The following is a 25673-nucleotide window of genomic DNA, read 5'->3' on the forward strand; positions in this document are numbered from 1 at the left end:
GTGGCAGCCCAGCCGGAGCCCATCCGATGCGCCCGGCACCGGCCTCCAGAACCCCCGCACGCCATGACGCCATGAATACCCGCTTTCTCGAAACGCTGCTGTCGCTGGCACGCTCGGGAAGCATTCGCGCCACCGCGCGCGAACTGCATGCCACGCCTGCCGCCATCTCCTCGCGCATCAAGGCCCTGGAAGCCGAGCTCGGGGTGACGCTCGTCGATCGCGGCACCAGTCAGTTCCGCCTCAGCGACGACGGCGAGCGGTTGCTCAATCATGCGCGCGAGGTCGTGCATGCCGCGCGGACGCTGCAACTCGCCGCGCAGCGGGGGCAGCAAATCTCGGGGCGTCTCAGGCTCGGCGTCGTGGAGACCGTGGTGCACAGCTGGCTGCCGCATTTCGTGCGCGCGCTGGAAACCGGGTATCCCGAGCTCGTCGTGGACCTGACCGTCGATGCCACCGCCGTGCTGGGCCCGCGGCTGCTGGCTGGCGACCTCGACCTCGTGCTGCAGGTGGAAAGCGCGATCGATCCGTCGATCGTCGCGCAACCGCTCGCGCGTTATCCCGTGCGGTGGATCGCGCGAAGGGACATGCTGGCCGAGACCGACACGCAGGACGATCTCGTGCGCGCCGTGCTGCGGCATCCCGTGCTCACATTCGGTCGTGGCACGCTGCCGCAACTCGCTGTGGATGCGATGGTCAGCGGCCTGGCCAGCGCGCATGGCGTGCCGCTCTCGCAGACGCGCGTCACGTGCATGCCGTCCGTCGCCGCGATGATCCATCTGCTGCGCGACGGTTATGGCGTGGCGGCCGTCCCGAGCCTGCTCGTGGCGGAGTATCTCGACACCGGCGAACTCGTCGAACTCCCGATGCTGCCGTCGCCTCCGCCGATCGTGATCGCGCTGTATCGGCGCGACGATGCACGCGTGGCGGTGCATGCCGCGGCGGGCGTGGCGCGTGACGTTTGCCGTCAGTATTGCGATTCGCTGCCCACGGCGACCATCGAGGCGCTAAACGGCGCGCTAGACGACGCGCTAAGTGAGACCATAAGCGAGACGATAAACGAGACGATAAGCGAGACGATAAGCGAGGCAACAATCGACCGCTGACGCTATGCGCCGAGCCGCCTGAGATAAGCGACGACCGCCCCGGCATCGCCGCTCATGACGATGCGGTCGCGCTTGAGTTGCCGCTGATACGCATACATGGGGTCGTAGTATTCGACGAGCAGTCGGGCGATCCATGCACGGTGCGCATCGACGGCGCCGGTGTCGCGCTGCACATCGAGCGCCTCGTCCAGCATGGCCCGCAGCCGTTTGTGCCGCTCGCCGCCGAGCCGTTTGGCGATCTTGTCGAGGCTCTGGCGCAGGCGCTCCGCAAACCGCGCGTCGCCGTCGCTTGCACCATAGGCCGCGATGAACTCCGCGCGGAGGTTCACCACGTAGTCGCGCAGGATGCGCTCGATGCGATGTTCCAGCGTGTCCTCCAGCCAGACGAGCGGACATTGCTGCATCGCCTGATAGAGGTCGAACGGCATGCTGCGGCCGCCGACGGTCTGGCCCTCGTCCTCGAACACGAGCACGCGATGGCCCGCATCCTGCCGCCGCAGGATGTCGATGGCCAGCGCGTTCTCGAAATCGATCTGCGCGGGCTGCGCGCGCACGCGCTTGCCGAAGCTCGAGCCGCGATGATGCGCGTGGCCTTCGAGGTCGATGCCTTGCGCGAGGCCGGTCAGTACGTCGGTCTTGCCGGTGCCGGTCATGCCGCCCAGCACGACCATCGCGGTCGGGCGGGCGGCCTTCGCGATGGTTTCGAGCAGGAAGCCGCGCATGGCCTTGTAGCCGCCCGTGACGCGCGGGTACGCAATACCGGCTTCTTCGCGCAGCCACGTTTGCACGATCTGCGAGCGCATGCCGCCGCGGAAGCAGTAGAGGTAGCCGTCGGGATGCGCGTTGGCAAACGCCGCCCACGCGGCGAGGCGCGACGCCTTGACCTCGCCGCTGACCAGCCGATGCCCGAGCGCGATGGCGGCGTCGGGGCCTTGCTGGGTGTAGCAGAGACCGACCTCGTGGCGCTCCCTGTCCGACATCAGCGGCAGATTGGCCGCATGCGGGAACGCGCCGCGCGCGAACTCGATGGGCGCGCGGGCGTCCATGAGTGGGGTGTCGGAGAGGAAGAGGGCGCGGTAGTCGGCGGTGTCGGCGCGCATGGCAGTGGTTTCTTGGTCCAGCCCTTTGGTGCAACGAATTCTGCAGAATGATAGCGCGCGGCAATCAGGCGCTGGCCGCGACAGCCAGCAGGTCCGCGGTATGGACCATGCGCTCGCGGACCTCCCGGAGCATTGGGTACTGATGCAGGACGGTGGCCCATCGGGGCGACGTGAGGAGCTGGTCCCACACGGGGGCGAGCATGGACACTTCGGGGTCCGCGCCTTCGGCGAGAGCGCTCGCATAGTCGAGACTCGCCGCGGCCGACAACAACTGCATGCGGCTGGCGGCGCCGAGCACGCGCGGCGTGGCGTCTGCCGGGGCATCGCAGCAGTAGAGGAAGGCCGCGACACCGCTCTCGTCGCGGTGGCCGTCACGTTCGGGGTCCTTTTGCCGGTCGGCCCCGCGCATGCCGAAGGCATGTAGCGAGCCACCGTGCAACCAGACCGTGCCCTCGTTGGTGTCGAACGCGTAGCGCTTGTCCGGGTCGGCATGGCCAAGCAGCCGCAGCCCGCGGAGCAGGCGTGGGAAGTCCGTGGTGGCGGCCTCGACCGATGCCTTTACCTCCAGCAGCAGGCAGATGTCGTAATCGTGCGTATCGCCGCCACCCGGTCTTTGCCGGAGGAGCACGACGTCCCACTCGCTCTTGGCGCGGTCGTGGCTGGCGGGGATGGTGGAGGGAACGCGCATCGAGGTGACGATGCGGTAAGGGGAGGCCGTGCCGGGTACGTCGGCGGCACGGTAACGCGCATCGGCGTTGAGCCGATCCGCCATGACGGCCAGCGCCCGCGCGGCGGCGGCCTCCGCGGCGGCCCCCCGCTCCCGCGAGGCGACTCCGGCCGAGGTCGCCGTGGCCGTGCCCGCCTCAGGCCCATGTCGAGACCACAGGGCGCGGTACGCCGCGACGCGTGGGTGCGATGCCAGCGCGTCGAGGCGCTGCATGCGCGCCAGCGCCGGGTGGGCGAGCAGCTTGTCGATGCCGGGGGCGATGAGGGAGGCGATAAGGGGGGCGCTACCGCCGCCATCCCCATCGGCGGCAACGCCAGGCAGCGCCCGGAGTTGCCGCGCCGTGGATTCGAGCGCGGGCCAATCGCCTTGCGTGGCCGCGGCGTGCAGGCGCTCGAGGGCCGCGCGCTGGTCCGCATCGGCGGTGCGCGCCCGCCGGCCCGGATGGGCGATGGCGTTGACCGCGCCGCGCAGTTGCCGCCGGTCCTGCTCGGCATGCGTGGACAGCGACGCATACTCCCGGACCGCCGCCACGCGATGCCGGAGCATCATGGCCTGGAATACCGGGTCGCCCGCATCCTCGCGCAATGCCTGCCGCACGAGCTGCGCCAGCGCGCCAAGAAACGCCTGTCGGACTTCCGATGGTGGAGGCGCGCCGTCCGGCCCGATCGACAGACGCGCCCGTTCGATGGCCACCGCGACCGCCACGGCCGGCGACGCCACGTTCGTGGCCAGCGCCGTCAGGTCGGGCAGCCGGTAGCGGCGGGTGACGATTTGCAGCAGGCGGTCGAGCAAGGGCGGAGGGGTCATGAGCAGCAGGGACATGAGCGAAGGAGACGCAAGCACGGCAGACGCATTACAGCACGCGCCGCCACCGCACGGGCCACGGCACGGGCCTTCCGCCTCCGCATCCCGGCGCTTTACCCGCGCCACTGACCGGTTGTATCATGACTTCTCAATAAATCTGAGAAGTATCAATTTTCGTGAGAAGTCATGAGAAGCGGTGACCGTACCCCGGACGACCCCTGGCATTTCCCGCGCCCGGAACTGGCCGACGCGTACCTGCAGGCATTCGAACTCAAGCTCTCCGCCGCACGCGGGTTGTTTGCGCGCCGGCGCATGGGCAAGACCGAGTTTCTGCGGCAGGACCTGATTCCCGCAGCGCTCGACCGCGGCTACCTGACGGCGTACACCAACCTGTGGGACCGCCGCACCTCGCCGGAAATCGCACTCGTCTCGGCATTGAACGAAGCGCTGGAGCCCAAAGGCGCCGCGGCAGTGCTGTCGCGGCTGCGTGCCCCGGTAAAGAAGCTGAAGGCCGGCGCGAAGTTACCCGGCGGGATCGAGGGTACGCTCGAAGCCGAGCTCGGTAAAGCCGGCGCGGACCGAACCAGCGCCCTCCATGAAGTATTGAAGCAACTCGACGGCGCAAAAAAGACCCTGCTGCTGGTCATCGACGAAGCCCAGGTCCTTGCCCGCGCCGACCACGGCGATTTCGCGCATGCGTTGCGCGCCGCGCTAGACATCCGCAAGGACCGCATCAAGGTCATCTTCGCCGGCAGCTCGGAAACCACCCTGCGCGCGATGTTCGCCCGCGCGTCCGAGCCGTTCTACAACTGGGCCCCGCTGGAGCCGTTTCCGCTGCTCGGCGACGAGTTCGTGGCATACAGCATCAGGCTGCTGAACAGCATGGCCCGAAACAAGCTGACGCTCGAACAGGGATTGCGCGCGTTCGAGGCCCTGCATCGAACCCCGGAGTTTTTCAAGCGCTTCATCGAGCGGTACATGCTGTACCAGACCCAGGGCGACACCGCGGCGCTTGTTCATACGAAGGCGTCGGTGTTCTCCGACGAGCATTCGCTCCAGCAATGGCAAGAGATCAAGGCATCGGACCGCGCCATCCTGTACCTCATCGCGCGCGGCGAGCCGGACCTCCACGCAGCGGCCACGCTCGAAAAGCTCGGCGCCATGTTAGGCAAGCCAGCCACGCGGAATACGGCGGCTCATGCACTGAGACGGCTCATGGCGGACAACGTCGTCACGCGCCTGTCGATGGGCGACTACCGCATCGAGGATGAAGCGTTCGCCGAATGGATACGGCGGCGCCCCGCACCATCGGTCTCGGATTAGCACCCAACCCGCACCAGGGTCCCGGCACCGCATTGATGCATCTTTCATGGCATGCAAGTTGCTGCTTGCGTGGCGCCGACTACTTTCATGGTGCGTGGAATGAACCGAACACTCAGACAGCTTTCCGCAGCAGGTGCAGTGCTTCTTTCCCTCTTGTCGCTCGCGTCCGTCGTCCCCGCGCAAGCGCAGGAAAAATGGCCCACGCGGCCCGTCAAGATCGTCGTGCCATTCCCCGCGGGCGGCGGAACCGACAGCATCGCCCGTTTTCTGGGCGAGCGTATGGCGCTGGAACTGAAAACCCCCGTGCTCATCGAGAACCGTCCCGGCGCGGGCGGCATCATCGGCGCACAGACCGCGGCCAATGCCCCGGCGGACGGCTACACGGTGCTGCTCGGCTCCAACAGCACGCTCGTCAGCAACCGCTTCCTGTACTCGAAGCTGCCGTACAATCCCGACAACTTCGAACCGGTCGGCGAGGTGGGCGTGCAATCGCTCGTGCTCGTCGTGAACAGCTCGATGCCCGTGAATTCGCTCGCGGAGTTCGTGGCGTATGCCAAGGCGCATCCCGGGAAGGTCAACTACGCGTCGTTCGGCCAGGGCACCACCTCGCATCTGGCCGGCGAAATGTTCAAGCAGACCGCCGGCATCGACATGGTTCACGTGCCGTTCAAGGGCGCCGCGGAGGCGATTCCGGCGCTGATGGCCGGTAGCGTCGACGCGTACTTCGATACGATCGTCTCCAGCCTGCCGCATATCAAGAGCGGCAAGTTCCGCGCGCTTGGCGTGACCACGCCCAAGCGCTCGTCGGCCATGCCCTCGCTGCCGACGATTGCCGAGCAGGGCTATCCGGGCTTCGAGATGTACCCGTGGTACGGCATGACGGTGCTCAAGGGTACCCCGAAGGATGTCCAGCAAAAGCTCCGCGCCGCGCTCGCCACGAGCCTCGCCGATCCCGACCTGCGTCGGCGCCTGACCGAAAGCGGCACCGAGGTGAACTACGCCGACGCGCCGGAATTCGCGGCGCTGATTCGCAACGACAGCGTCAATATCGAGAAGCTCGTGAAGTCCGTCGGCATCGCGGTGCAGTGAAGCCCCTCAGTCGTCGCGCAGCCATCGCCATAGCGTGGCGCGACTGATGCCGAGCCGCTTCGCGGCCTCCTGCCGATTGCCGCCGCAAGCGTCGAGCACCTCGCGCGCGCGGTGGCGATCGCCGGTTCTCTGGGAAGAGGCGGGCGCGGCGTCCTCGTAGAGCTCCGCGCAATCGTGCCGCAGCTCGGTGAAGTCGATCTCGTCCTCGTGCCGCCACTGCGAGAAGAACACCGCCATGCGATCGCAAATGTTCTCGAGCTCGCGCACATTGCCGGGCCACGGGAATTCCGCGAGCCGCGGCAGCACACGCGGCAACAGTCGCGCCGCATCGAGCGAGGAACCGAGCCGTCCGAGGCTGCGCCGCAACAATGCCTCGGCCAGCGGCGCAATGTCCTCGGGCCGCTCGCGCAACGCGGGCAGATGCAGATGCAGCGTGTTGATGCGGTAGTACAGGTCCTGGCGGAATTGCCGGCCGGCGACGAGTTCCCGTAACGGCTGATGCGTGGCGGCAATTACGCGCACGTTGACGGGAATCGGCAGCGCACCGCCCAGCCGCACGATCTCGCGCTCCTGCAACACGCGTAACAATCGCGTCTGCAACGACACGGGCATATCGCCGATTTCGTCGAGAAACAGCGTGCCCGTATGCGCGGCCTCGAACAGCCCGCGCTTGCCGCCGCGCCGCGACCCCGTGAACGCGCCTTCGTCGTAACCGAACAGCTCGCTCTCGAGCAAAGACTCCGGAAACGCCGCGCAGTTGATGGCCACGAACGGCCGCGCCGCGCGCGAACTGGCGTTGTGGATCGCCTGCGCGAACAACTCCTTGCCAACGCCGCTTTCCCCGGAGAGCAGGATCGTCATATCGGTGCGCGCAAACCGCTGCGCCGTCGCGCAGGCGCGCCGGAACGGTTCGCTCTGGCCGATCAGGCTGTCGAAGCTATGGCGCGCGGTGGGTTGGCGATGACGCTGCTGGCTGCGCAGGCTGGCATCCGCATCGTGAATGGTGCGCGCGTCGTAAAGCGTGATGGCCGCGCCGACGATCTGCCCATGCTCGCGAATCGGCGTGCGATTCACGATCCAGTCGCGCTGGGAGAGGCGCAGCACCGCGGCGCGATCCTGCGCACCCGTCTCCAGCGTATGCGCGAGCGACAGCGCCGGCTCGATCGTCTCCAGCGACTGCCGCAACAACTGCGCCTGCGGCCTGCCTAGCAGCTTTTCCATCGGCGGATTGAGCGCCACGATCCGGTGCTCGCGATCGACGGCGAGCACAGCCTCCTGCAGGTTGTGCACCACGCCGCTCAATTGCTCGTAGCGGCTCGCTTCCTGCCGCGCCGCGCGCGCCAGTTCGATCGCATCCTCGATGCCCTGGCGCACCGCCGCGAGCGAATACGCGAGGTGGCCCTGCATGCCGTACTGCTCGGCGAACTCCAGCACCAGACTGGACCCGACGACCACTTCGTAACGATCGCGCGCAAGCAACGCAAAGCAGTGCCGCGCCTCGTCGGGCGTACGGTACGCATACTGCGCGACCTCGATATTGAGCAAGTCCTTGATGGCGTCGAGCTCGGGAATCGGCGCGCCGTACATCACCACGCCCACGCGATTGGACACGCGCCGCGCGTTCATCAGCGCGAGCAACAGGTCGAATCCGCTGAGCTTGATCGTGGCAACGGGCGCGCGCAATGCGGTCCGCAGGATCGTCGCGTTTGCCCCGGCGCTGATGAAGGCATCGGTAGTCCCCAGCCGCATGCGCTCCCGCGCGAAGGTGAGCGCCGCGTCGAACGAACCGTTCACGACCTCGATGTCGGCGCGGTCGGCGTACTCGTCGAGCAGCGTCATCGCGAAGTGGCTCAGATGCCGGTAACTGATGAAGCAGAGGCGGGGGCGGAAAGGGCGATCGGTCGTCATGGCGGCATGGCGCAGGTTTGTCGCTTTGTTGCATCGACGTTTCATCGATTGTTTCACAGAATGTCGCATGCAACGCGACATCTCGAAGTCCTGCGCGAAAAACCTTTAAGAATCAATGCCCTTCAGCATGGCACGCGCGTTGCGTTATGACCTGCAACCATACATGGAGGAGACGATGCAGGCGCTTGAACACATCACCGTACTGGACCTGACCCATATGTTGTCCGGCCCGTACGGGACCATGCTGCTCGCGGACCTCGGCGCGCGCACCATCAAGGTGGAGCCGCCGGGCGCGGGCGAAGGGACGCGCAAGCTGCTGGCGGACAGCGACGACTATGCGCGCGACGGCATGGGGGCCTACTTCCTGACGCTGAACCGGAACAAGGAAAGCGTGTGTGTGGACCTGAAGAGCGAAGCGGGCCGCGAGGTCTTCCTCGATCTGGTCCGCCGCGCCGATGTGGTCTTCGACAACTTCAGCGCGGGCGTGACGACGCGCCTCGGTATCGACTACGCCACGCTGTCGGAGGTCAACCCGCGCATCATCACGTGCTCGGTCACGGGCTTCGGCCAGACGGGCCCGGATACGCAGCATCCCGCGTTCGACCAGGTCGTGCAGGCGATGGGCGGCGGCATGTCGATCACGGGCATGGCGGACGGCCCCCCCGTGCGCAGCGGCATTCCGATCGGGGATCTCGGCGGCGGGATCTTCGGGGCGATTGGCGTGCTCGCGGCGCTGGCCGCACGCGACCAGACCGGGCGTGGACAGCACGTCGACATCTCGATGCTTGACGCGCAGATCTCGATGCTCAACTACATGGCGACGATGCATCTGATGTCGGGCCACGTGCCGGACCGCATCGGCAACAGCCATTTCGTGCACGTGCCGTACAACACGTATCCGACGCGCGATGGGTACATCGTCATCGCCTGCATCGGCGACGCGTTCTTCGAGCGCTTCCTGAGCGTGATCGAACACCCGGACCTGCGCCGGCCCGAGTATGCGCGGCAACCAGGACGCTACGCGGACAAGGCGCATATCGACGCGATCATCGGCGAGAAGCTGCGCCAGGAGACGTCGGCGTACTGGCTCGGGAAGCTCCGCCAGGCACGCATTCCATGCAGCCCCGTCAACGACTTCGCGCAGGCGCTAGACGACCGGCAGGTCCGCGCGCGCGACATGGTGCGCGAGGTCACGCTGAAGACCGGAGAGACGATCGGCATGCCAGGCAATCCGGTCAAGCTGTCGGCGGTGACGGAACCCGCCTACACGTGTCCCCCTTCTCTTGGCGAACACACCGCGGCCGTGCTGCGCGATTTTCTGGGCTACGACGCGAGCCGTGTGGAAGCGCTGCGCGCCGACGGCGCCATCGGCTGAGGCGCGACGCATATGACTACCACCGATCGCATTGTCATTACCGACGTCTCCCCGCGGGACGGGCTGCAGAACCAGGCCATCCACGTGTCCACCGACGACAAGCTCGAACTCGTGAGGCGGCTCGCCGCCGCGGGGGTGCCGAGTGTCGAGGTGACGAGCTTTGTCTCGCCGAAAGCCGTGCCGCAGATGGCCGACGCGGCGGACCTCGTGCAGAGGTTGAACGCCGCGCTGCCCGCGCTGCAGACCTCGGCGCTCGTGCCGAACCTCAAGGGCCTCGAGCGCGCGCACGCGGCGGGCGCGCGCGAGATTGCCGTGGTGCTGTCCGCCACGCGCACGATGAACGAACGCAATATCAACATGGACCTCGATCAGGCCACGGAGGTGAGCGAGCGCACGTTGATCGAGGCGCGCCGCCTTGGTTTGCGCACACGTGCCTACGTGGCCGTGGCGTTCGAGTGCCCGTTCGAGGGCGAGGTCCCGCTCGACGCCGTGCTGCGTTCGTCCGAGCGCATGAAGGCGGCCGGTGCGGAGCGCATCGTCATTGCCGACACCATCGGCGCCGCGGCGCCCGGGGCGGTCAAGGTACGCATGAAAGAGCTGGTGGCTGCGATCGGCGCTGACCGTCTGGCCGTTCATTTCCACGATACGCGCGGGCTCGGTGCCGCGAACGCATGGGCGGCGCTCGAGGCGGGCGTGCGGCATTTCGATGCGAGCGTGGGCGGCATCGGCGGCTGTCCGTTCGCGCCGGGCGCGGCAGGCAACCTTGCGACCGAGGATCTCGTGCTGATGGCGGAGCGCAGCGGCTTTGCGACCGGCATCGACTTGCACGGGCTGGTCGACGCGGTTGCGTTTGCAGAGTCTGTCCTGGCGCGTCCGCTGGGCGGCAGATCGATTGCGTGGTTGCGACGGCATTACGCGAAGGCCGCGGAACGCAGCCGGGAGGCCGCATAACCCGTACCGTCTGCATCTCACGCATTACCAAAACATAACGACAACATCCGGAGACAAACATGCTGCACCGCAGTTGGATTCGTATTGCCCTTTTTGTACTGTCCGTCCTGTCCGTCCTGTTGCTAGGCCTGTCAGTCCCGGCGCTCACCGCGCATGCCGCCGCGGGCAAATGGCCCGACAAGCCCGTTACGCTCATCGTCCCGTACGCGCCCGGCGGCGGCACCGATATCGTCAGCCGTCTCGTCGCGCAGAAGCTGTCCGAGTTGTGGGGCCAGTCGGTTGTAGTCGAGAACCGGCCCGGCGCCAACGGCGTCATCGGCACGAGCCACGTCGCGAAGTCCTCGGCCGATGGCTACACGCTGATGATGGTGGTCGGCTCGCATGCAATCAATCCGGTGCTTATGAAGAGCCTGCCGTATGACACCGCGGCCGCCTTCACGCCGATCACGCGGCTCGCCGTGTCGCCGATGGTGCTCGTCGTATCGAAGAAGAGCCCATACAAGAACCTCACCGAACTCGTCGAGGCCGCGCGCAAGCAGCCGCTTGGCGTGGGCTATTCGGAAGGGACCACGCGCCTGACCGGTGAGCTGTTCCGCCAGATCGGCCATCTGCAGACCGTGTCCGTGCCGTACAAGGGCGGCTCGCAGATCATGGTCGACGTCATCGGCGGCCATCTGGCAATGGGCTTCACCAGCGTGCTGACCGCGATGCCGCACGTGCAGGGCGGAAATCTGCGCGTGATCGGCGTGGCGGCGGACGAACGCATGTCCATCTTCCCGGACGCGATGACGTTCAAGGAAGCGGGGCTTGCGGGCGTGGAATCGCTGAACTGGTATGGCCTGTTCGGCCCGAAGGGCATGCCCCAGCAGGTGGTGAACCAGATCAATGCCGACCTGCGCCGCGTGACATCGGACCCCTCGGTCGCCAGGCAGATGCAGGACCAGGGCGCCAACGTCGTGCTGACGCCGCCGGCGCAGTTCAACGAGTTCATCGTCTCGGAGACGCGCAAGTGGTCGGCCGTCGCGCAACGCGGCGGGATTCAGCCTGAATGAGATCGACGCATACCCAGAACAAAGACAAGGGGAGACACGATGCAACGACGTGAGATATTGATGACTGCCGTGGTGACGTTCGCCGCCATGGCTTCGGCGGTGCCCGCGCACGCGCAGACTTACCCGACGCGCCCGATCCGGCTGATCGTGCCGTTTGCGCCTGGCGGCGTTGCCGACACGAGCGCGCGCGTGGTGGCGGACCGGCTCGGACAGCGGCTCGGGCAATCCGTGGTGGTGGAGAACAAGCCCGGCGCGTCTGGCAATATCGGCACGCAGCAGGTCGCGCTGTCGGAGCCCGATGGCTATACGCTGCTGCTCGGTTTCGATGGGACGATGGTCATCAATCCGCATGTCTATGCAAAGGTGCCGTTCGACACGCTCAAGGACTTCGCGCCGATCAGCAAGATCGGTGACGCGGCGCTGATTCTCGTGGCCAATCCCAATGTGCCAGCGAAGAACCTCAAGGACCTCGTCGCGTATTCGAAGACGCTGCCCGATGGCCTGTCATATGGCAGCGCGGGCACCGGCAGCACGCCACATCTCGCGGGCGAACTGCTCAAGGCGCGCACGGGCATCAAGATGACGCACGTGCCGTACAAGGGCGGCGGCCAGGCGATGGGCGATCTCGTGGGCGGGACGCTGCCCGTGCTGTACACGGCCGTCGCGGGTGCGCATCAGTTCGTGAAGAACGGCAAGGCCACCGCCATCGCGGTGTCGTCGGCATCGCGGGTACCATCGCTGCCCGACGTGCCGACAATGATCGAATCCGGCATCGCCAATATCGAGGTGAACTCGTGGGTGGGGCTGTTCGCTCCCGCGAAGACACCGGCGCCGATCGTCGACAAGCTGCAGAAGACGCTCAATGCCGTGGTCAACGAGCCCGACACGCGCGACCGGCTGCTGACGCTCGGTATCGTGCCATCGGGCAATACACCGGCCGAGTTCCGCAAGCAGGTGGATGCGGATCTGCGCATGTATGGCGATATCGTGAAGCAGGCGAAGATTCACGTGGATTGACCGGGTTCCCGGGAGGGCGTCATGTCCGGCTGGCGTGGCCACCCAAAAATCAGGCAGGGTTCGTCCGTGCCGGGAGCTCCGTGCCGCAGACTCCCGCCATGTAGCCGCATGACCGCATCGAGCACCGCGATCTCGTCACGGCGGTCGTCGTTCAGCGTGGGCGCGCCATGACGTGGCCGGCGCGCATGGCGGCTGAGGGCCCGTATCTCGACGGTTGCCTCCGCGTCGGTGGCCGTGAGCGTGACGGCCACCGCATAGGACGTATCGGTGGTGGCGCGAGGGTCCGCGGCATGGGTTACCACATCGGGCATCGCAAGATGCAGGGCGATCAGCAGGGTCTGCCGCAGTTGCCACGGGTTGCCATGGATCGTCACGGGCGCCGGCGGCAAGTCTAGCCACACCCCGCCGCCTGGGCTCGTATCGGCGCGGTTGATCGTCGTCCCGATGTCGTGGAGCAGGGCGCGCAGATCGAAGGGCGAGGGCGGCACGGCTGGCGCCATGTTGCGCGATACCGTGCGCGTTACCGTTCGCGAGACGGTATCGAACAGGTCGAGAAGAGACTGCGTATGGGCGGCGATATCGGCGAAGCAGAGCCGCGCTTCCTCGAGATTGGGGCGGTCGCCCGCCAGCCAGCGCTGGCCGGCCGCGGCCAGCAAGACAAGCGATGTCAGCGGCGCGGTGGCATCGTGCACCAGCGACAGGCCCAGCGCGGTCACCGCGGGCGAGGGCGAACGCGTAGCGGCGACAGAATCTTCGGTGTTCACCGGCATAAACAATTCCATGTACGTGAGGACAAAAGCGAGATGGCGCCGCGGGGGCCGGCCCTTGCATCCCGGGGGGCCGGTGCCACTCAGTCCGGCTTGCGCTGCATCACAACATGGCTTGACCTTTTTACTCGAAACGGAAGTCCGAGAGATCCACGCCCACGATCAGCGGCTCGGGCAGGGCGAGGTTGTCCGGGGTGCGGGGATAAATGCGGAAGCGCGTGGGCATCCGCAGTCCCTGTACCTCGACGTAGTCGCTTAGATAACGTGCCGCGGCGTTGCGCCCCTGGATATCGACTTCGTAGTCGTGACGACGCAGCAGGCCGTCCGCATCGAAGTAGAACGTCTGGAGTGCGCTATGGGTGGCGATGCCCGGCGGGAACTTGACGCGCAGGCGGCGCCACGGCAGGCCGTCCACCGTCCAGGGCTCGATTTCTTCCGCTTCCACGCCCGGAAACCGCAACACGAACGGCGACGTCAGATAGGTCCACATGGTGTAACCGGCAAAGTAAGCCAGCTGCGTGTTGGACCATGGCGTCGCCATCTCGAATCCGTCGAACGACGCGCGCGGGGCGTCGAGCGATTCGACGAGGCTGCCGTCCTCGCGGCGGATCTCCACGCGGTCCGCGGTGAAGATCGAATGGTCGGTGGAAGGAGCGAACGGCGCATGCGAAGCGCGTTGCGCGTGCAGGTCGACGGTGACACGCGAGTCCGTCAGCACGCCTTCGCGCTGCTTGAGTTGCCAGAGCGCGCCAGTGTGGTGAAGCCGCGCCGAGACGGTACGGAAACTGCGGAAATGGGCAAGGCCTCCGGCGGCCTGGAGGGCGATGTCGATCAGATCGGTCATGGGAAAGGTACCTCAAGGGGAGACAGGCATCGGCATGCGCCGCTGGGCATGCCGTGGACCGATGATCGGTGAAATGCAGGAACTCGACGCGACATTTATAATCCGGTTCTCGGACATGTGGCACGCGGCGGAACGATGCATCGGATTGGATATTTGTTGACGGAGGGCTTTCAGGTCATGGCCCTCGGCACCCAGACGGTGTTCGAATTTGCCAACGTGGTCGCGCGTGAGCCGGTGTATTGCGTCACGAATTATTCGATCGCTGGCGGCGACAGGCGGGCCTCCGTGGGCGCGGCGGTGGCAACGTTGCCGGCGGTGCTCGATGCCGCGGACAGCTGGATGGTGAGCGGCATCGTCGACCCCACCGACCGGCCCACGCATCCGGACGAGGTGACCTTCCTCAAGGACGTTTCGTCACGCGCACGGCGGCTCGTCGGGATGTGCACGGGCGCCTTCGCGCTCGGCGACGCGGGCCTCCTCGACAATCGGCGCGTCACCACGCACTGGGCCTTCGCCGATGCGTTGAAGTCCCGCTGCCCGCTGGCGAAGGTGGATATGGACCGTATCTTCGTCGTCGATGGCACCATCTGGACCTCGGCGGGCCTCACTGCGGCGATGGACCTCGCGTTGGGCATGGTGGAGAAAGACCTCGGACCCGAGATCGCCAGCCGCGTCGCGCACGTCCTCGTCATGCATCACCGGCGTTCCGGGGGACAGTCCCAGCACTCCGAGATGCTGAAGCTGGCGCCGAAATCGGACAAGGTGCAGACCGCGCTCGAGTTCGTGCGCAAGAACCTGGCCAAGCCATTGCGCATCGCCGATATGGCGCATGCCGCCAACCTCAGCACGCGGCAGTTCCAGCGCGTCTTTCAATCGGAAACGGGAGAGTCGCCGTCACGGGCGGTCGAGCGCATCCGGCTGGAAACGGCGCGTAACCTCGTCGAGCGGGGACGGCATTCGCTGGAGGTCATCGCGCGTGAAACCGGTTTCCGCGACCGGCGCCATCTGCGCGAAGTGTTTCAGCGCACGTTCGGGGCGGCGCCGCGCACGCTGCGGCGCGACGCGCGCGAGGTCGATGCCGACTGAGGCTTTGGGCTGTCTTGGCGCGGCCTGTCTCCGTCCGGGCTGTGTTCGTCCAGGCTGTGTTCGCCCGGTTCCTCCGTGCGCAGTCCGCCCCCAGTCGCCTCTTCGATGCGCGCCATGAGCCGTCTGGCATCGAACGGCGCCTTCACCTTCATGTCGTTGTCGAAGTAGCAATAGACGTCGCGCGTCTTCGTTGTGCGCTGCGGGCGTGTTGCGCGCGTCTCGATGCGCTGCGCGTCCTCGGGCTCGCGCCCATGGCTCCATGCCTCGATGCGCGCGGCCCACCGATCGAGCGCGCGATCGGAATACGCGCCGCCATAGAGCGTTTCCGAACCATGCAGGCGCAGGTAGACGAAATCGCTCGTCACGTCCTCGGCGTACGGCCATTCGGCCACCGCATCGGAGACGACCAATGCCGCGCGGTACTTGCGCAGCAGCTTCGTGAAAGCGGGGTCGCAGAAACTGTCGTGGCGTATCTCCACCGCATGCCGCAGCCTGCGCGAGCCTTCCGCCGCAAACCATGGATCGCGAACGCGGCCATCGTGCGACCGCGCGAGCGTCCGCGCGGCAGCGAGGTTTTGCGGCAGCATCGCTAAAAAATGCTCGAAGGCGGCAGGGTCGAAGCGGAAATTCGGAGGAAACTGCCAGAGGAATGGGCCGAGCTTGCGACCGAGCGCGAGCACGCCGGAGGCGAAGAAGTTGGCGAGGGCCACGTGCGCCCGGTTGTCGCCGTTTTTGTCGTCCTTTGTGTCCCCGTCACGGAAACGCAGCCAGTGCGTCAGGTAGCGCGGGCCCTTGACGGCAAATACGAAGCCCGGGGGCGTGGCATCGTGCCATGACCGATAACTATCGACGGTCTGCAGCGAATAGTGCGAACCGTTGATCTCGATCGTATCGACATGACGCGACGCATAGTCGAGCTCATCGCGCTGCCGCAGGTCCTCGGGGTAAAACACCCCCCGCCAGCCTGCGTAACGCCAACCGGATATGCCGATGCGAATCGTCATGGGAAGCGAACCGGCGGCGCCCAGGGGCACCGCCGTCGGGGAAGGGGCAGATCAGGCTGGCTCGCCCATCAACTCCATCTTGCGCTGCTCCATTTTCTCGGCGACTTCACGCAGGTTCACCTTGGCCTTGATCACGGCCTCGAACATTTCCTTTTCTTCTTCTTCCACGTGGTGGCCGACGTATTCCGACAACACCTTGTAGTTCGCGTCGAGCATCTCCTTGTCGCCCGATTCGATCTTGGCGATCAGGTCCTTGGCCACGCCGTGCTCCACCTGCGCTTCGTCCAGCATGTCGTCGATCTTGTCCGACACGCCGCGCAGCGACGGATAGAAGATTTCTTCCTCGATTTCCGCGTGGACGGTCAGTTGCTTGCACGTCTCCATCGCGATCGCTTCCTTCTCTTCGTCGCTAGCGTCTTCGAACTGACGGAACAGCTTCTTGACCAGCTTGTGGTCGTCCGCAAGCATGCCCAGCGCCGCGCGCTGGTCGACAGGTACCTTTGACTTATCCATGATGCTCTCTCCTTTTTGTGGGGGAATGCACGACCAAGAGGGCGCACGGGAATGACATTGCAAACCGCGTACCAGCACCGAAAGGGCCGTCATGGCCCTGTTTACCGGCCTCTACGCGCTCGCCAAGTCACGCGCGTTGCATTTTTTGACGCGCGGCGCGCGCTCGCGCGTGGCCGTTTTTGCAACGCGTGCCGCGCGAACGATGATGTTGCCGCCCGGATTCCAGGCCTGCGACAGCACGGCCAGCGCATGCTCGTGGAAGGTCTGGCGCAGATGCAGATCGACGAATTCGTCGACGGAGTCGTAGGAAAACTTGCGCGCGGTGCGGATCAGCTTCTCCGGCTGGCAGGTGGCCTCCTGCCATGCGCGGTCGTGGACGAGCATATACGGGGGAATATCGCGCCGCGTCTCGCGCAGCGACTGGATGCCGGATTCGATCCTTGCCAGGCAAGCCCAGTCCCGCGGTTCCGCGCGAATCAGGTGGACTTCTGCTACGTCCTCGGACCGGAGCGAACCGATGAGGAAGCGGTGATACATCATGGGGAAACTCCTGGGCAAATGCGGAAGATAGTGAGCGGAGCGGGCGGTCTGCGTGCCGCATGCTTCGATCATTTCCGACTCTCGCGCGCGCCGGTATAGGGCGCCGTCCTACCGTGTTGCAGGACGACAGCCCGCGCATATCGATAGCCGAAGTTATTCATTCCCCGAGGGCGGCGACATCCGTACCATCCGTGACGCTCTCGCGCTACCCGCGCGGGGGCGAGATCACAACGTCCTACAGAGGAGTCATGTCATGCATCGCCGCAAGTTGTTCAAACTCATCGCTGCCGCTACCGCCACGTTTGCCGTGGGGCTGACGGCTCAGGCTCATGCCGCCGACCAGGTCATCCGCCTCGGCACGATGAGCGGTCCGGACGCGCAGATCTGGGAAGTCGTGCGCACCGTAGCCAAGCGCAATGGGTTGGACATCCGCATCGTCGAGTTCAACGATTACGCGCAGCCGAACGCCGCGCTCGACGCCGGCGACCTGGACGCCAATGGCTTCCAGCACCAGCCGTTCCTCGACAGCCAGATCGAGGCGCGCCGCTACAAGATCGTCAATGTGGGGCTGACCTACGTGGCGCCGATGGGCTTCTACTCGAGCAAGTACAAATCGCTGGCCGAGCTACCCGAAGGCGCGAAGGTCGGTATCCAGAACGACCCGTCCAATGGCAACCGCGCGCTGCGGCTGCTGCAGGCCAAGGGCGTGATCACGCTGAAGACCGCTGCGGGCAAGAACGCCACGCCGCTCGATATCGCGTCGAATCCGAAGAAGCTCAAGTTCGTGGAACTCGACTCCGCTATCCTGCCGCGTTCGCTGAGCGACCTGGCGGCCGCGTCGATCAACACCGATTACGCGGTCAAGGCCAACCTGTCACCGACGCGCGATGCGATCGCGATCGAAGACCTCCGTGGCCCGTATGCGAACCTGATTGCCGTGCGCGCGCAGGACAAGGACAAGCCGTGGGTCAAGCCGCTGGTTGCGGCGTATCAGTCGCAGGAGGTGAAGGATTTCCTCGACAAGCAGTTCAAGGGCGCCATTCTGCCGGCGTTCTGATTGTCGTCATAAGCTCCGACGGATTCGTTCGTTTGCGCGAGGCCGTCGGGCGCCTAGACTGGAAGCACTTCCCATGGAGGCGGCATCATGAAAGATCTGCTCGACTGGATCACCGCCGCGGGCGTCGTCGTGCTGATCTATGCGGCGCTGCGCTATCCGCTGTATCCGCCACGCGAATCGGGCGGCGGCTGCGCCGACGGCAGCTGCGATCGCAAGGACTGACGGCTTACCACTGCCCGGCGCGGATCTGCGCAAGCATCGCCCGAAGCTCGGGTTCCAGCGCCCGGTCCCGCTCCAGCAGCGGGATCGCGGCCTCCAGCCGTGAGACGAACGACTGCAACGGCGCGGGCACCGATGCCTCCGTCGGTGTTCCGGTCCGCGTTCCCGTTGCATCCGCTGTCGTTGCATCCGCCTTCGTTGCATTCGAATACCTCAGCCGCAGACCGATGGCCTGACGCACGGCCACAAGCATCCCCGCCGCCACCTGTTCCGTCAGTTCCAGCACCCGCAGGCAATCGCGGCTGGCAATGGTCCCCATGCTCACCTTGTCCTGATTGTGGCACTCGGTCGAGCGAGAAAACGCGGTGGCGGGCATGGTCTGCTTCAGCGCTTCGGCGGTCCACGCCGAAGCGCCGATCTGCACGGCCTTCAGCCCATGGTTCAGCGGGGCCTCGTCGCCCACCGCGCCCGACAGGTTAGCCGGCAGGCCGTTGTTGTAGCGCGTATCGACGAGCGTGGCGAGCTGACGGTCCATCAGATCCGCCACGCTGGCCACTGCCGTCTTGAGGGCATCCATCGCCAGCGCGATATGGCCGCCATAGAAATGGCCGCCATGCAGCACCCGGTTCTCGTCGGGATCGACGAGCGGATTGTCATTCGCGCTGTTCAGTTCCGTTTCGATCCACGTTCGCGACCAGTCGAGCGCGTCTTCGAGCACGCCGATCACGTGCGGCGCGCAGCGCAGCGAATAACGGTCCTGCAGCCGGCTGGCATGGCGCGGGGCGCGCGAGCCGCCCAGCAGCGTGCGGATTCGCGCGGCGGCGCGGGTCTGGCCCGGATGCGGCTTGGCGCGGAACAGCGTCTCGTCGTAGTGATAGGGGTTGCCATCGATCGCCACGACGGCGCCGGCCGTGAGCGTGGCCGAGAGCGCGGCGACGTTGGCCGCGCGCGCCCAGGCGAGGCAGGCAAGGCCGGTCATCACGGCGGTACCGTTCATGATGGCCAGCGCCTCCTTGGGCCGCAGCCGCAGCGGTTCCCGGCCGATGGCGGCAAGCGCCTCGGCCGCCGGCTGACGCCGGCCCGCGTAGACGACGTCACGCTCGCCGCAGAGCGCGGCGGCGACGTAAGACAGCGGCGTCAGATCGCCGCTTGCACCGACCGAGCCCTCGGCCGGAATGCAAGGCAACACGTCATGCGCGAGAAACGCCGCAAGCTGCTCGAGCAATCCCGGGCTGACCGCCGAGTACCCCTGGCACAGCGATGCAAGCCGCGCCGCGAGCACCGCGCGCGTCTCCTCCGCGTCGAGCAGGCGGCCGAGTCCGCAGCCGTGGAACGTGTACAGATGCACGGGCAACTCCCATGCGCGATCCACGGGTACCGCGGTTTCGCAGGAGTCGCCATAGCCGGTCGTCACACCATAGATGCGGCCGTCTTCTTCCAGCAACTGGTCGAGGAATGCCATGCCGCGCGTGATGCGTGCGCGGAAGTCCGGCGCGTCGGACAGCACGGCGGTGGCTTCGCGCCGCGCGAGCGCGACGACGTCCTCGATCGTCAGCGGCGTGCCGTCGAAGGCGACAGGCGCGAGGGGCGTGCGCGTGGCGGTGCTGTCGGGGAGATCGGGTACGGTGATTTCAGACATGATCAAAGGGGTGACTCAGACGACGACTCAGCGGGATGCGAGGTGCCGCGTCAGCTTCCAATAGCGCGGGCCGGCGAATGCGGAAAGGGTGGGGAAATTGGTGAGGGCGGCGATGGACGCTGTCTCGGCGCTGAGGGCCAGAACATGACCTTCCCATTGCCACGTGCACGCATTGGCCCGCGCCGCATCGGCGGCGGCGTCGATCCGTACGGCATGGCCCAGCATCGTGTGAAAGAGGCCGCCGCCCTCGCGCTTGATACAGGCTTCCTTCAGCGCCCACGCATGCGTGAAGCATTGCAGCATAGCGTTTGGCAACATGCTGTCGGCGCCGGCGTCCAGATGCGCGGCGACGACCCGGCGCTCCTCGTCGGTGGTGATGGCGTCGTACAGCGCGCCAAGGTCCCTGCGCGGCGCGCGGGCCTCCACGTCGATGCCGACCGGCACGGTGCCCGCGGCACAGGCCACGACATCGCCGCTGTGCGAGATCGACAGCGTGGCCGGCGCGGGACCCGACACGCGCGGCGGCGCATCGTCTTCCGCCGTCAGCGTCCAGTCCCGCCACGATCCGCCAAGGGTCTCCGCCAGCAACCTGCGCGCGAGCCATCGCCCCGCGATGAACTGCGCGCGGCGCGGCTCGGCGCGAATGGCCGACGCCCGCGCGCATTCGCTACCGGACATCCACATGGAAGGCGACGGCGCCTGTGCCGCAAGCGCCGTCACGCTTCCATGGCGGATCTGCACAGGCATTACGGCGCGACCTTGGCGTACGTGCCCTTCAACGCGACGCCGACCACCACCGCACCTGCGTGGCACTCGTATTCGGCGGGGTTCTCGACCTGATTCTTCTTGTAGTAGCTGACGATGTCGATGACCGCATTCGCGCCCTTGGACTTCGCGGTGTCCTGCAATGCCACCAGCGCCGACAGCGCGGCCCACCGGCAGCCGTCCTCGTCGCTCTTGCCCACGCCGTTGGTCTTGCGGTTGGTCACGCCGTCCTCGAATCGTTCCAGCACGGGCGGGGTCGTCTGACCCGCGAGGAAGAAGCGGAACGACGGGTCCAGCTTCTCCTTGGCTTCGGGCATGGTCAGCACATCCTTGAGCGGCAGCATGTATTTGGTATCGCGCGCATGAGCGGGCGATACCAGCAGGGCGGCCGCGCAGGTGGCGGCGGCCACGTTGAGTGCGAGACGGGAAGAGGTGAGAGTCATCGATCAGGCCTTGTTATGGTTGGTTTGGGACGTTACTCGGTGCCTTCGTTCCATCGGCGGAAGATCAGCGACGTGTTGATGCCGCCGAATGCGAAGTTGTTGCTCATCACGTAGTCCGTATCGAGCTCGCGCGGCGCGTCCATGATGTAGTCGAGCGCGGCGCAGCGCGGATCGGGCGTGCGGAGGTTGAGGTTCGGCGCGAACCATCGGTCGCGCATCATCTCGATGGTCATCCAGGCTTCGAGCGCGCCGCACGCGCCGAGCGTATGGCCGATGTAGCTCTTGAGCGTGCTGACCGGCACACCCGCGCCGAACACGGCATGCGTGGCATGGGACTCGGCGATGTCGCCGTGATCGGTGGCGGTGCCGTGCGCGTTGATGTAGCCGATGCGTTGCGCATCGAGCGCGGCATCTTCGAGGGCGAGCCGCATGGCGACGGCCATCGTGTCGGCCTTGGGCTGCGTCACGTGCGCGCCATCGCTGTTGGTGCCGAAGCCTACGATCTCGGCGAGGATCTTCGCGCCCCGCGCCCGTGCATGCTCGAGCTCTTCCAGTACCAGCGTGGCGGCGCCTTCGCCGAGCACGAGGCCGTCGCGCTCGCTGTCGAAGGGGCGCGGCGTGGTCTCAGGGTCGTCGTTGCGCGTGCTCGTCGCGAACAGCGTGTCGAAGACGGCGGCTTCCGTAGCGTCGAGTTCCTCTGCACCGCCGGCGAGCATCGCGATCTGCCGGCCGCCGCGAATCGCCTCGTAGGCGTAGCCGATGCCCTGGCTGCCCGACGTGCACGCGCTCGACGTCGTCACGATGCGTCCCGTGATACCGAAAAACACGCCGATATTGACGGCCGTCGTATGCGGCATCATGCGGATATACGTCGTCGCGCTGATGTCCTCCGTCGTGCGCTCGGTGCGCATCCGGCCGAAGTCGGCCACGGCCTCGGGCGTGCCGGTCGAAGAACCATAGGCGATGCCCATCTTGCCGCCCGAGACGAGCGGATGGCCCAGCAGATCCGCGTCGCGCAGCGCGACCTCGCTTGCGAGCACGGACATCAGGGCAACCTTGCCCATCGAACGCGTGGCCTTGCGCGTGTAATGCGGCGGCAGTTCGAACGGCGGCACCGGGGCGCCGAGCCGCGTGTTGAGGCCCTTGATGTCATCCCATTCGGCCATGCGCACGACGGCGTTGCGGCCCGATGCGAGGGACTCGCGCACGGCGGCCCAGTCATTGCCGAGCGCGGAGATCGCGCCCGCGCCTGTCACCACGACGCGCTTCATCCGAACATTCCTCCGTTGACCGAGATCACCTGGCGCGTGATGTACCCCGCGTCGCGCGACATCAGAAAGGCCACCGTCGCGGCGACCTCGTCCGGCGAGCCGAGGCGGCGCGCGGGGATCATGCGCAACGCTTCCTCGCGCACGTGGGCTTCGACCATGTCGGTATCGATGAGGCCCGGCGCCACGCAGTTGACGGTGATGTCGCGCTTGGCCAGCTCGATCGCGAGCGCCTTGGTCGCGCCGATGATGCCGGCCTTGGCGGCGCTGTAGTTGGTCTGGCCGCGATTGCCCACGAGTCCGGACACCGAAGACAACGTGACGATGCGGCCCGGCTGGCGACGCTGAACCATCGGCATCACGAGCGGATTGAGCACGTTGTAGAACGCGTCCAGGTTGGTGTGGACCACCTCGTCCCATTCCTCGCCGGTCATCGCGGGGAACGCCGCGTCGCGCGCAATGCCCGCATTGCAGACCACGCCGTAATACATGCCGTGCGCCTCGATATCGGCCAGCAGCACGCGCGACGTTTCCTCTCGCTGCGACACGTCGAAGCTCAGCACGCGGGCCTTGCGTCCGCATGCGCGCGCCGCGTCGGCCACCGATTCCGCTTCATCGCGGCGCGAGCGGCAATGGATGGCCACGTCGTAGCCTTCGCGGGCCAGGCGCAGCGCGATGGCGCGCCCGATGCCGCGCGACGATCCCGTGACCAGAACCGTGGGATTGCTCATACCTCTTGTCCTTGCAGAAACGCCTGCGCGTCGGCAGGCTGAAAAACGGAAACGTTGGCGCGTGCAACCTCGCGGCCGGCCATGTCGATGCGGCAGGAGAACTGACCCAGGCCGTTGTCGCCGATCAGTTCGGGCTGCGCGTGGACCGTCAGCGTGCTGCCAATCGGAAAGTGCGACACGTCGCATTCATAGCGGCGCGAGCCCAGCAGGAAGCCCACGCCCGGAGGCTTGCCGGCGAGGCGGTCCCGCATGCCGGACCATGCGGCAATGGTTTGCGCCATGTATTCGATGCCGACCCATGCCGGCATGCCACTGGCGTCGACAAACAACTGCGTGCCGCGGATTTCGGCGCGTGCCACGCAATGCGTGTCGTCGGCGTGCACGAGGGCATCGAGCAGCAGCATGGCGCCGCCGTGCGGGACGATTTCACGCACCGGTGGCAGGGAGGTCTTAAGGTTCGTCGATGGGTTCATCGACGGCGCGTCCTGTGTCTCCTGTGTCATCAGGCGGCTCCCATCACCAGCGTGCAATTGCTGCCGCCGAATGCGAACGAGTTGCTCAGCACGTAGCGCGGCGCGCGGCCAAGGCTGCTGCCCGGCGCGGCCACGTGGAGCGTCGGCAGCGCGGCGTCGGCGGCACCGTCCCACCAGTGCGGCGGCAACTGGCCGCGCGGATTGTCCGCGAGCGTCAGCCACGACAGCGCCGCTTCGATGGCGCCCGCGGCGGCAAGCGTGTGGCCCGTCAGCGGTTTGGTCGAGCTGACGGGAACGTCGTTGCCAAGCAGGTCCGCGACGGCGTGGGCTTCCATGATGTCGTTGGCGGGCGTGGCGGTGCCGTGCAGGTTCACATAGTCGATGGCGCCGGGCTCGATGCCGGCTACCTGTAGCGCCTGGCGCATCGCGAGGCGTGCGCCTTCTCCCTTGGGATCGGGGGCCGACACATGGTATGCGTCCGAGGACTCGCCCCAGCCAGCCAGTCTGACGGGGCCCGCCTCGCGCGACATCACGAACAGCGCGGCGCCCTCGCCGAGATTGATGCCGTTGCGGTTCGCGGACAGCGGATTGCAGCGCGTGGCGCTGACGGATTCCAGTGCCGAGAAGCCTGCTACCGTGAACGCGCAGAGGGTGTCCACGCCGCCGGCGATCACCACGTCGGCGAGACCATTGCGCAGGAGGCGCGCGCCGGCCGCAATGGCTTTGGCGCCCGATGAGCAGGCGGTGGAGATAGCGTACGCGGGCCCGCGTGTGCCGAGCACCCTGGCCAGCAGCAGAGCGGGCGAACCGAGTTCCTGCTGGCCGTAGTGGTACGCCTGCGGGAGCGCGCCGTGCTGTGACAGATGCTGGATCGCCTGTTCGCCTTCGCGGATGCCGGACGTGCTGGTGCCGATGATCACGGCCACGCGAGTCGGGCCGACGCGCTGGATGGCCGCATCGACGGTGTCGCGGATCTGCGCGAGCGCGTCCAGCAGGAGGGTGTTGTTGCGGCTGCGGTGATTGACGGGCCAGTCGTCGGCGGCCATTCCCGCTGCGCGTGCGGCGTCGAGTGCGGCGTCTTCCGGCAAATCCTCGACCGTGCCGAGCAGCAGGTGGCGGCCTTGCGTATAGCGGTCGGTGACCTCGCCGGGGGCATTGCTATCGGGATGCCACATGGCCCCACGCACAGCCTGCTGGCCACGGCCGAGCGCGCACGTTACGCCGACGGCGTTGAGATAGGCGGTCATTGGTTGGCTCCGGAGTTCCCGCTCAGCGTGCGGATGGTGAGTCGATACCCATCGCGGCGCTGCTCGATGAGGGTGGTGGCGGCATCTGGATAGCGGATTTCCACGACGACGTCGTCGCCCTGACGGAGGCGCCGCCCGGTGGGCGCATCGTCGAGCGCCCAGCCTTGCGGCAGCGCGCCACGGATTGCGGGCGCGGGCCACAGGGAGAGCTGGAGGTCGCTGAGGATACGCTCGGGCTGCACGCTGTCGGGCGCCCACGGCGAGCGCGTGATCCGCAGTTCCGTGCCATCCCAGTCCAGCCGCGCCAGTACCTGCCCACCGCCAATGGCCGCCACGCGCGTGTGGGTGGCATTGGCTTCGAGCAGCACCTGCAACTCGCGATGCTCTGGCTGGCCGGCCCGCATGAAATCGGCCGCGATGGTTTGCTGCAGCATCAACTCGCGCTGCAGTGCTGCGGGGGGCAGCCGCAGCAACGGCGCCGGCATCATCGCTGCCGCGGGCGGCCGCACATCCGTCGTGCCAGCCGGCCCGGCGCACGCCGCGAGGCACATCGCCAGCACGGCTAGAGAGGGCACGACCATAGCGGGCACGGCTTTCGCAATGCCCCACATGGCGAGCGGTTCAACCG

Annotated in this window: 26 protein-coding genes; 10 read left to right on the forward strand and 16 right to left on the reverse strand. The window is 66.7% G+C overall.

The window, feature by feature from the left end:
- The first annotated feature begins 71 nt into the window (after positions 1-71).
- Positions 72-1103, forward strand: a complete 1032-nt coding sequence (locus KHP16_RS06755; RefSeq protein WP_211959792.1) for a LysR family transcriptional regulator — start codon at positions 72-74, stop codon at positions 1101-1103.
- 2 nt (positions 1104-1105) lie between these two features.
- Here KHP16_RS06755 and mnmH read toward each other — a convergent pair whose 3' ends face one another.
- Together mnmH and KHP16_RS06765 are read right to left on the reverse strand one after the other, a co-directional pair.
- Positions 1106-2203: a tRNA 2-selenouridine(34) synthase MnmH gene (gene mnmH, locus KHP16_RS06760; RefSeq protein ID WP_211959793.1), complete on the reverse strand. Its 1098-nt coding sequence runs from the start codon at positions 2201-2203 to the stop codon at positions 1106-1108.
- 64 nt (positions 2204-2267) lie between these two features.
- Positions 2268-3752 (reverse strand): 3-deoxy-D-arabino-heptulosonate 7-phosphate synthase, encoded by a 1485-nt coding sequence (locus tag KHP16_RS06765; RefSeq protein WP_211959794.1) that lies wholly within the window; start codon positions 3750-3752, stop codon positions 2268-2270.
- A gap of 168 nt (positions 3753-3920) precedes the next feature.
- Between KHP16_RS06765 and KHP16_RS06770 the strand changes: the two genes are divergently transcribed.
- Both KHP16_RS06770 and KHP16_RS06775 read left to right on the forward strand, forming a co-directional pair.
- Positions 3921-5057, forward strand: coding sequence for an ATP-binding protein (locus KHP16_RS06770; RefSeq protein ID WP_109581171.1), 1137 nt, complete (start codon positions 3921-3923; stop codon positions 5055-5057).
- A 138-nt stretch (positions 5058-5195) separates the two neighbouring features.
- Positions 5196-6146 carry a Bug family tripartite tricarboxylate transporter substrate binding protein gene (locus KHP16_RS06775; RefSeq protein ID WP_244214431.1) on the forward strand — a complete coding sequence of 317 codons (951 nt, stop codon included), beginning with the start codon at positions 5196-5198 and terminating at the stop codon, positions 6144-6146.
- Between the two features lie 6 nt (positions 6147-6152).
- Here the strand turns inward: KHP16_RS06775 and prpR are convergent, their stop codons facing one another.
- Positions 6153-8054: a propionate catabolism operon regulatory protein PrpR gene (gene prpR, locus KHP16_RS06780; protein ID WP_244835662.1), complete on the reverse strand. Its 1902-nt coding sequence runs from the start codon at positions 8052-8054 to the stop codon at positions 6153-6155.
- Between the two features lie 175 nt (positions 8055-8229).
- Between prpR and KHP16_RS06785 the strand changes: the two genes are divergently transcribed.
- From KHP16_RS06785 to KHP16_RS06800, 4 genes are read left to right on the forward strand one after another with little or no spacing between them, the layout of a single operon-like run.
- Positions 8230-9429, forward strand: coding sequence for a CaiB/BaiF CoA transferase family protein (locus tag KHP16_RS06785; RefSeq protein WP_211959999.1), 1200 nt, complete (start codon positions 8230-8232; stop codon positions 9427-9429).
- A 12-nt stretch (positions 9430-9441) separates the two neighbouring features.
- A complete protein-coding gene (locus KHP16_RS06790; RefSeq protein WP_109581168.1) occupies positions 9442-10380 on the forward strand; it encodes a hydroxymethylglutaryl-CoA lyase in 939 nt (312 codons plus the stop codon).
- Between the two features lie 59 nt (positions 10381-10439).
- Positions 10440-11432 (forward strand): tripartite tricarboxylate transporter substrate binding protein, encoded by a 993-nt coding sequence (locus KHP16_RS06795; RefSeq protein WP_211959795.1) that lies wholly within the window; start codon positions 10440-10442, stop codon positions 11430-11432.
- Positions 11433-11492: 60 nt separating this feature from the next.
- Positions 11493-12449, forward strand: coding sequence for a Bug family tripartite tricarboxylate transporter substrate binding protein (locus KHP16_RS06800; protein WP_244835713.1), 957 nt, complete (start codon positions 11493-11495; stop codon positions 12447-12449).
- On the opposite strand, the gene KHP16_RS06805 is transcribed toward KHP16_RS06800, so the two are convergent.
- Positions 12437-13219 (reverse strand): ATP-binding protein, encoded by a 783-nt coding sequence (locus KHP16_RS06805; protein ID WP_211959797.1) that lies wholly within the window; start codon positions 13217-13219, stop codon positions 12437-12439. The two genes, KHP16_RS06800 and KHP16_RS06805, sit on opposite strands and share 13 nt — an antisense overlap.
- Positions 13220-13340: 121 nt before the next feature.
- Positions 13341-14060 carry a hypothetical protein gene (locus tag KHP16_RS06810; RefSeq protein ID WP_121490951.1) on the reverse strand — a complete coding sequence of 240 codons (720 nt, stop codon included), beginning with the start codon at positions 14058-14060 and terminating at the stop codon, positions 13341-13343.
- A gap of 135 nt (positions 14061-14195) precedes the next feature.
- Between KHP16_RS06810 and KHP16_RS06815 the strand changes: the two genes are divergently transcribed.
- Positions 14196-15146: a GlxA family transcriptional regulator gene (locus tag KHP16_RS06815; protein ID WP_211959798.1), complete on the forward strand. Its 951-nt coding sequence runs from the start codon at positions 14196-14198 to the stop codon at positions 15144-15146.
- On the opposite strand, the gene KHP16_RS06820 is transcribed toward KHP16_RS06815, so the two are convergent.
- The 3 genes from KHP16_RS06820 to KHP16_RS06830 form a co-directional block, all read right to left on the reverse strand.
- Positions 15080-16150 (reverse strand): DUF72 domain-containing protein, encoded by a 1071-nt coding sequence (locus tag KHP16_RS06820; protein WP_211959799.1) that lies wholly within the window; start codon positions 16148-16150, stop codon positions 15080-15082. The genes KHP16_RS06815 and KHP16_RS06820 overlap by 67 nt on opposite strands.
- 51 nt (positions 16151-16201) lie before the next feature.
- Positions 16202-16663: a hemerythrin domain-containing protein gene (locus KHP16_RS06825; RefSeq protein WP_109581162.1), complete on the reverse strand. Its 462-nt coding sequence runs from the start codon at positions 16661-16663 to the stop codon at positions 16202-16204.
- Positions 16664-16774: 111 nt separating this feature from the next.
- On the reverse strand, positions 16775-17203 hold the full coding sequence (locus KHP16_RS06830) for a hypothetical protein (RefSeq protein ID WP_109581161.1): 429 nt from the start codon (positions 17201-17203) through the stop codon (positions 16775-16777).
- Between the two features lie 253 nt (positions 17204-17456).
- On the opposite strand from KHP16_RS06830, the gene KHP16_RS06835 reads away from it, so the two are divergent.
- On the forward strand, positions 17457-18260 hold the full coding sequence (locus KHP16_RS06835; RefSeq protein ID WP_109581160.1) for a MetQ/NlpA family ABC transporter substrate-binding protein: 804 nt from the start codon (positions 17457-17459) through the stop codon (positions 18258-18260).
- An 87-nt stretch (positions 18261-18347) separates the two neighbouring features.
- A complete protein-coding gene (locus KHP16_RS28515) occupies positions 18348-18482 on the forward strand; it encodes a hypothetical protein (protein ID WP_258307871.1) in 135 nt (44 codons plus the stop codon).
- Positions 18483-18486: 4 nt separating this feature from the next.
- On the opposite strand, the gene KHP16_RS06840 is transcribed toward KHP16_RS28515, so the two are convergent.
- From KHP16_RS06840 to KHP16_RS06875, 8 genes are read right to left on the reverse strand one after another with little or no spacing between them, the layout of a single operon-like run.
- The gene (locus KHP16_RS06840) at positions 18487-20118 is read right to left on the reverse strand and encodes an HAL/PAL/TAL family ammonia-lyase (RefSeq protein ID WP_211959800.1); all 1632 of its coding nucleotides are present in this window, start codon (positions 20116-20118) and stop codon (positions 18487-18489) included.
- A 27-nt stretch (positions 20119-20145) separates the two neighbouring features.
- Entirely contained in the window at positions 20146-20865 is a 720-nt protein-coding gene (locus tag KHP16_RS06845; RefSeq protein ID WP_211959801.1) for a 4'-phosphopantetheinyl transferase family protein, read from the reverse strand.
- A complete protein-coding gene (locus KHP16_RS06850) occupies positions 20865-21326 on the reverse strand; it encodes an excinuclease ATPase subunit (protein ID WP_109581158.1) in 462 nt (153 codons plus the stop codon). The genes KHP16_RS06845 and KHP16_RS06850 overlap by 1 nt, the downstream gene beginning before the upstream one ends.
- Positions 21327-21358: 32 nt before the next feature.
- Positions 21359-22597, reverse strand: a complete 1239-nt coding sequence (locus KHP16_RS06855; protein ID WP_211959802.1) for a beta-ketoacyl-ACP synthase — start codon at positions 22595-22597, stop codon at positions 21359-21361.
- Positions 22594-23325: a 3-oxoacyl-ACP reductase FabG gene (gene fabG / locus KHP16_RS06860; protein ID WP_109581156.1), complete on the reverse strand. Its 732-nt coding sequence runs from the start codon at positions 23323-23325 to the stop codon at positions 22594-22596. Before fabG ends, KHP16_RS06855 begins: the two co-directional genes overlap by 4 nt.
- On the reverse strand, positions 23322-23828 hold the full coding sequence (locus tag KHP16_RS06865; protein WP_244214434.1) for a hotdog family protein: 507 nt from the start codon (positions 23826-23828) through the stop codon (positions 23322-23324). The genes fabG and KHP16_RS06865 overlap by 4 nt, the downstream gene beginning before the upstream one ends.
- A complete protein-coding gene (locus tag KHP16_RS06870) occupies positions 23828-25045 on the reverse strand; it encodes a beta-ketoacyl-ACP synthase (protein WP_211959803.1) in 1218 nt (405 codons plus the stop codon). Before KHP16_RS06870 ends, KHP16_RS06865 begins: the two co-directional genes overlap by 1 nt.
- Positions 25042-25626, reverse strand: a complete 585-nt coding sequence (locus KHP16_RS06875) for a DUF3261 domain-containing protein (protein ID WP_244835714.1) — start codon at positions 25624-25626, stop codon at positions 25042-25044. Before KHP16_RS06875 ends, KHP16_RS06870 begins: the two co-directional genes overlap by 4 nt.
- Between the last annotated feature and the right edge of the window lie 47 nt (positions 25627-25673).

It is taken from the genome of Cupriavidus plantarum (assembly GCF_905397285.1).
Lineage (GTDB): Bacteria > Pseudomonadota > Gammaproteobacteria > Burkholderiales > Burkholderiaceae > Cupriavidus > Cupriavidus plantarum.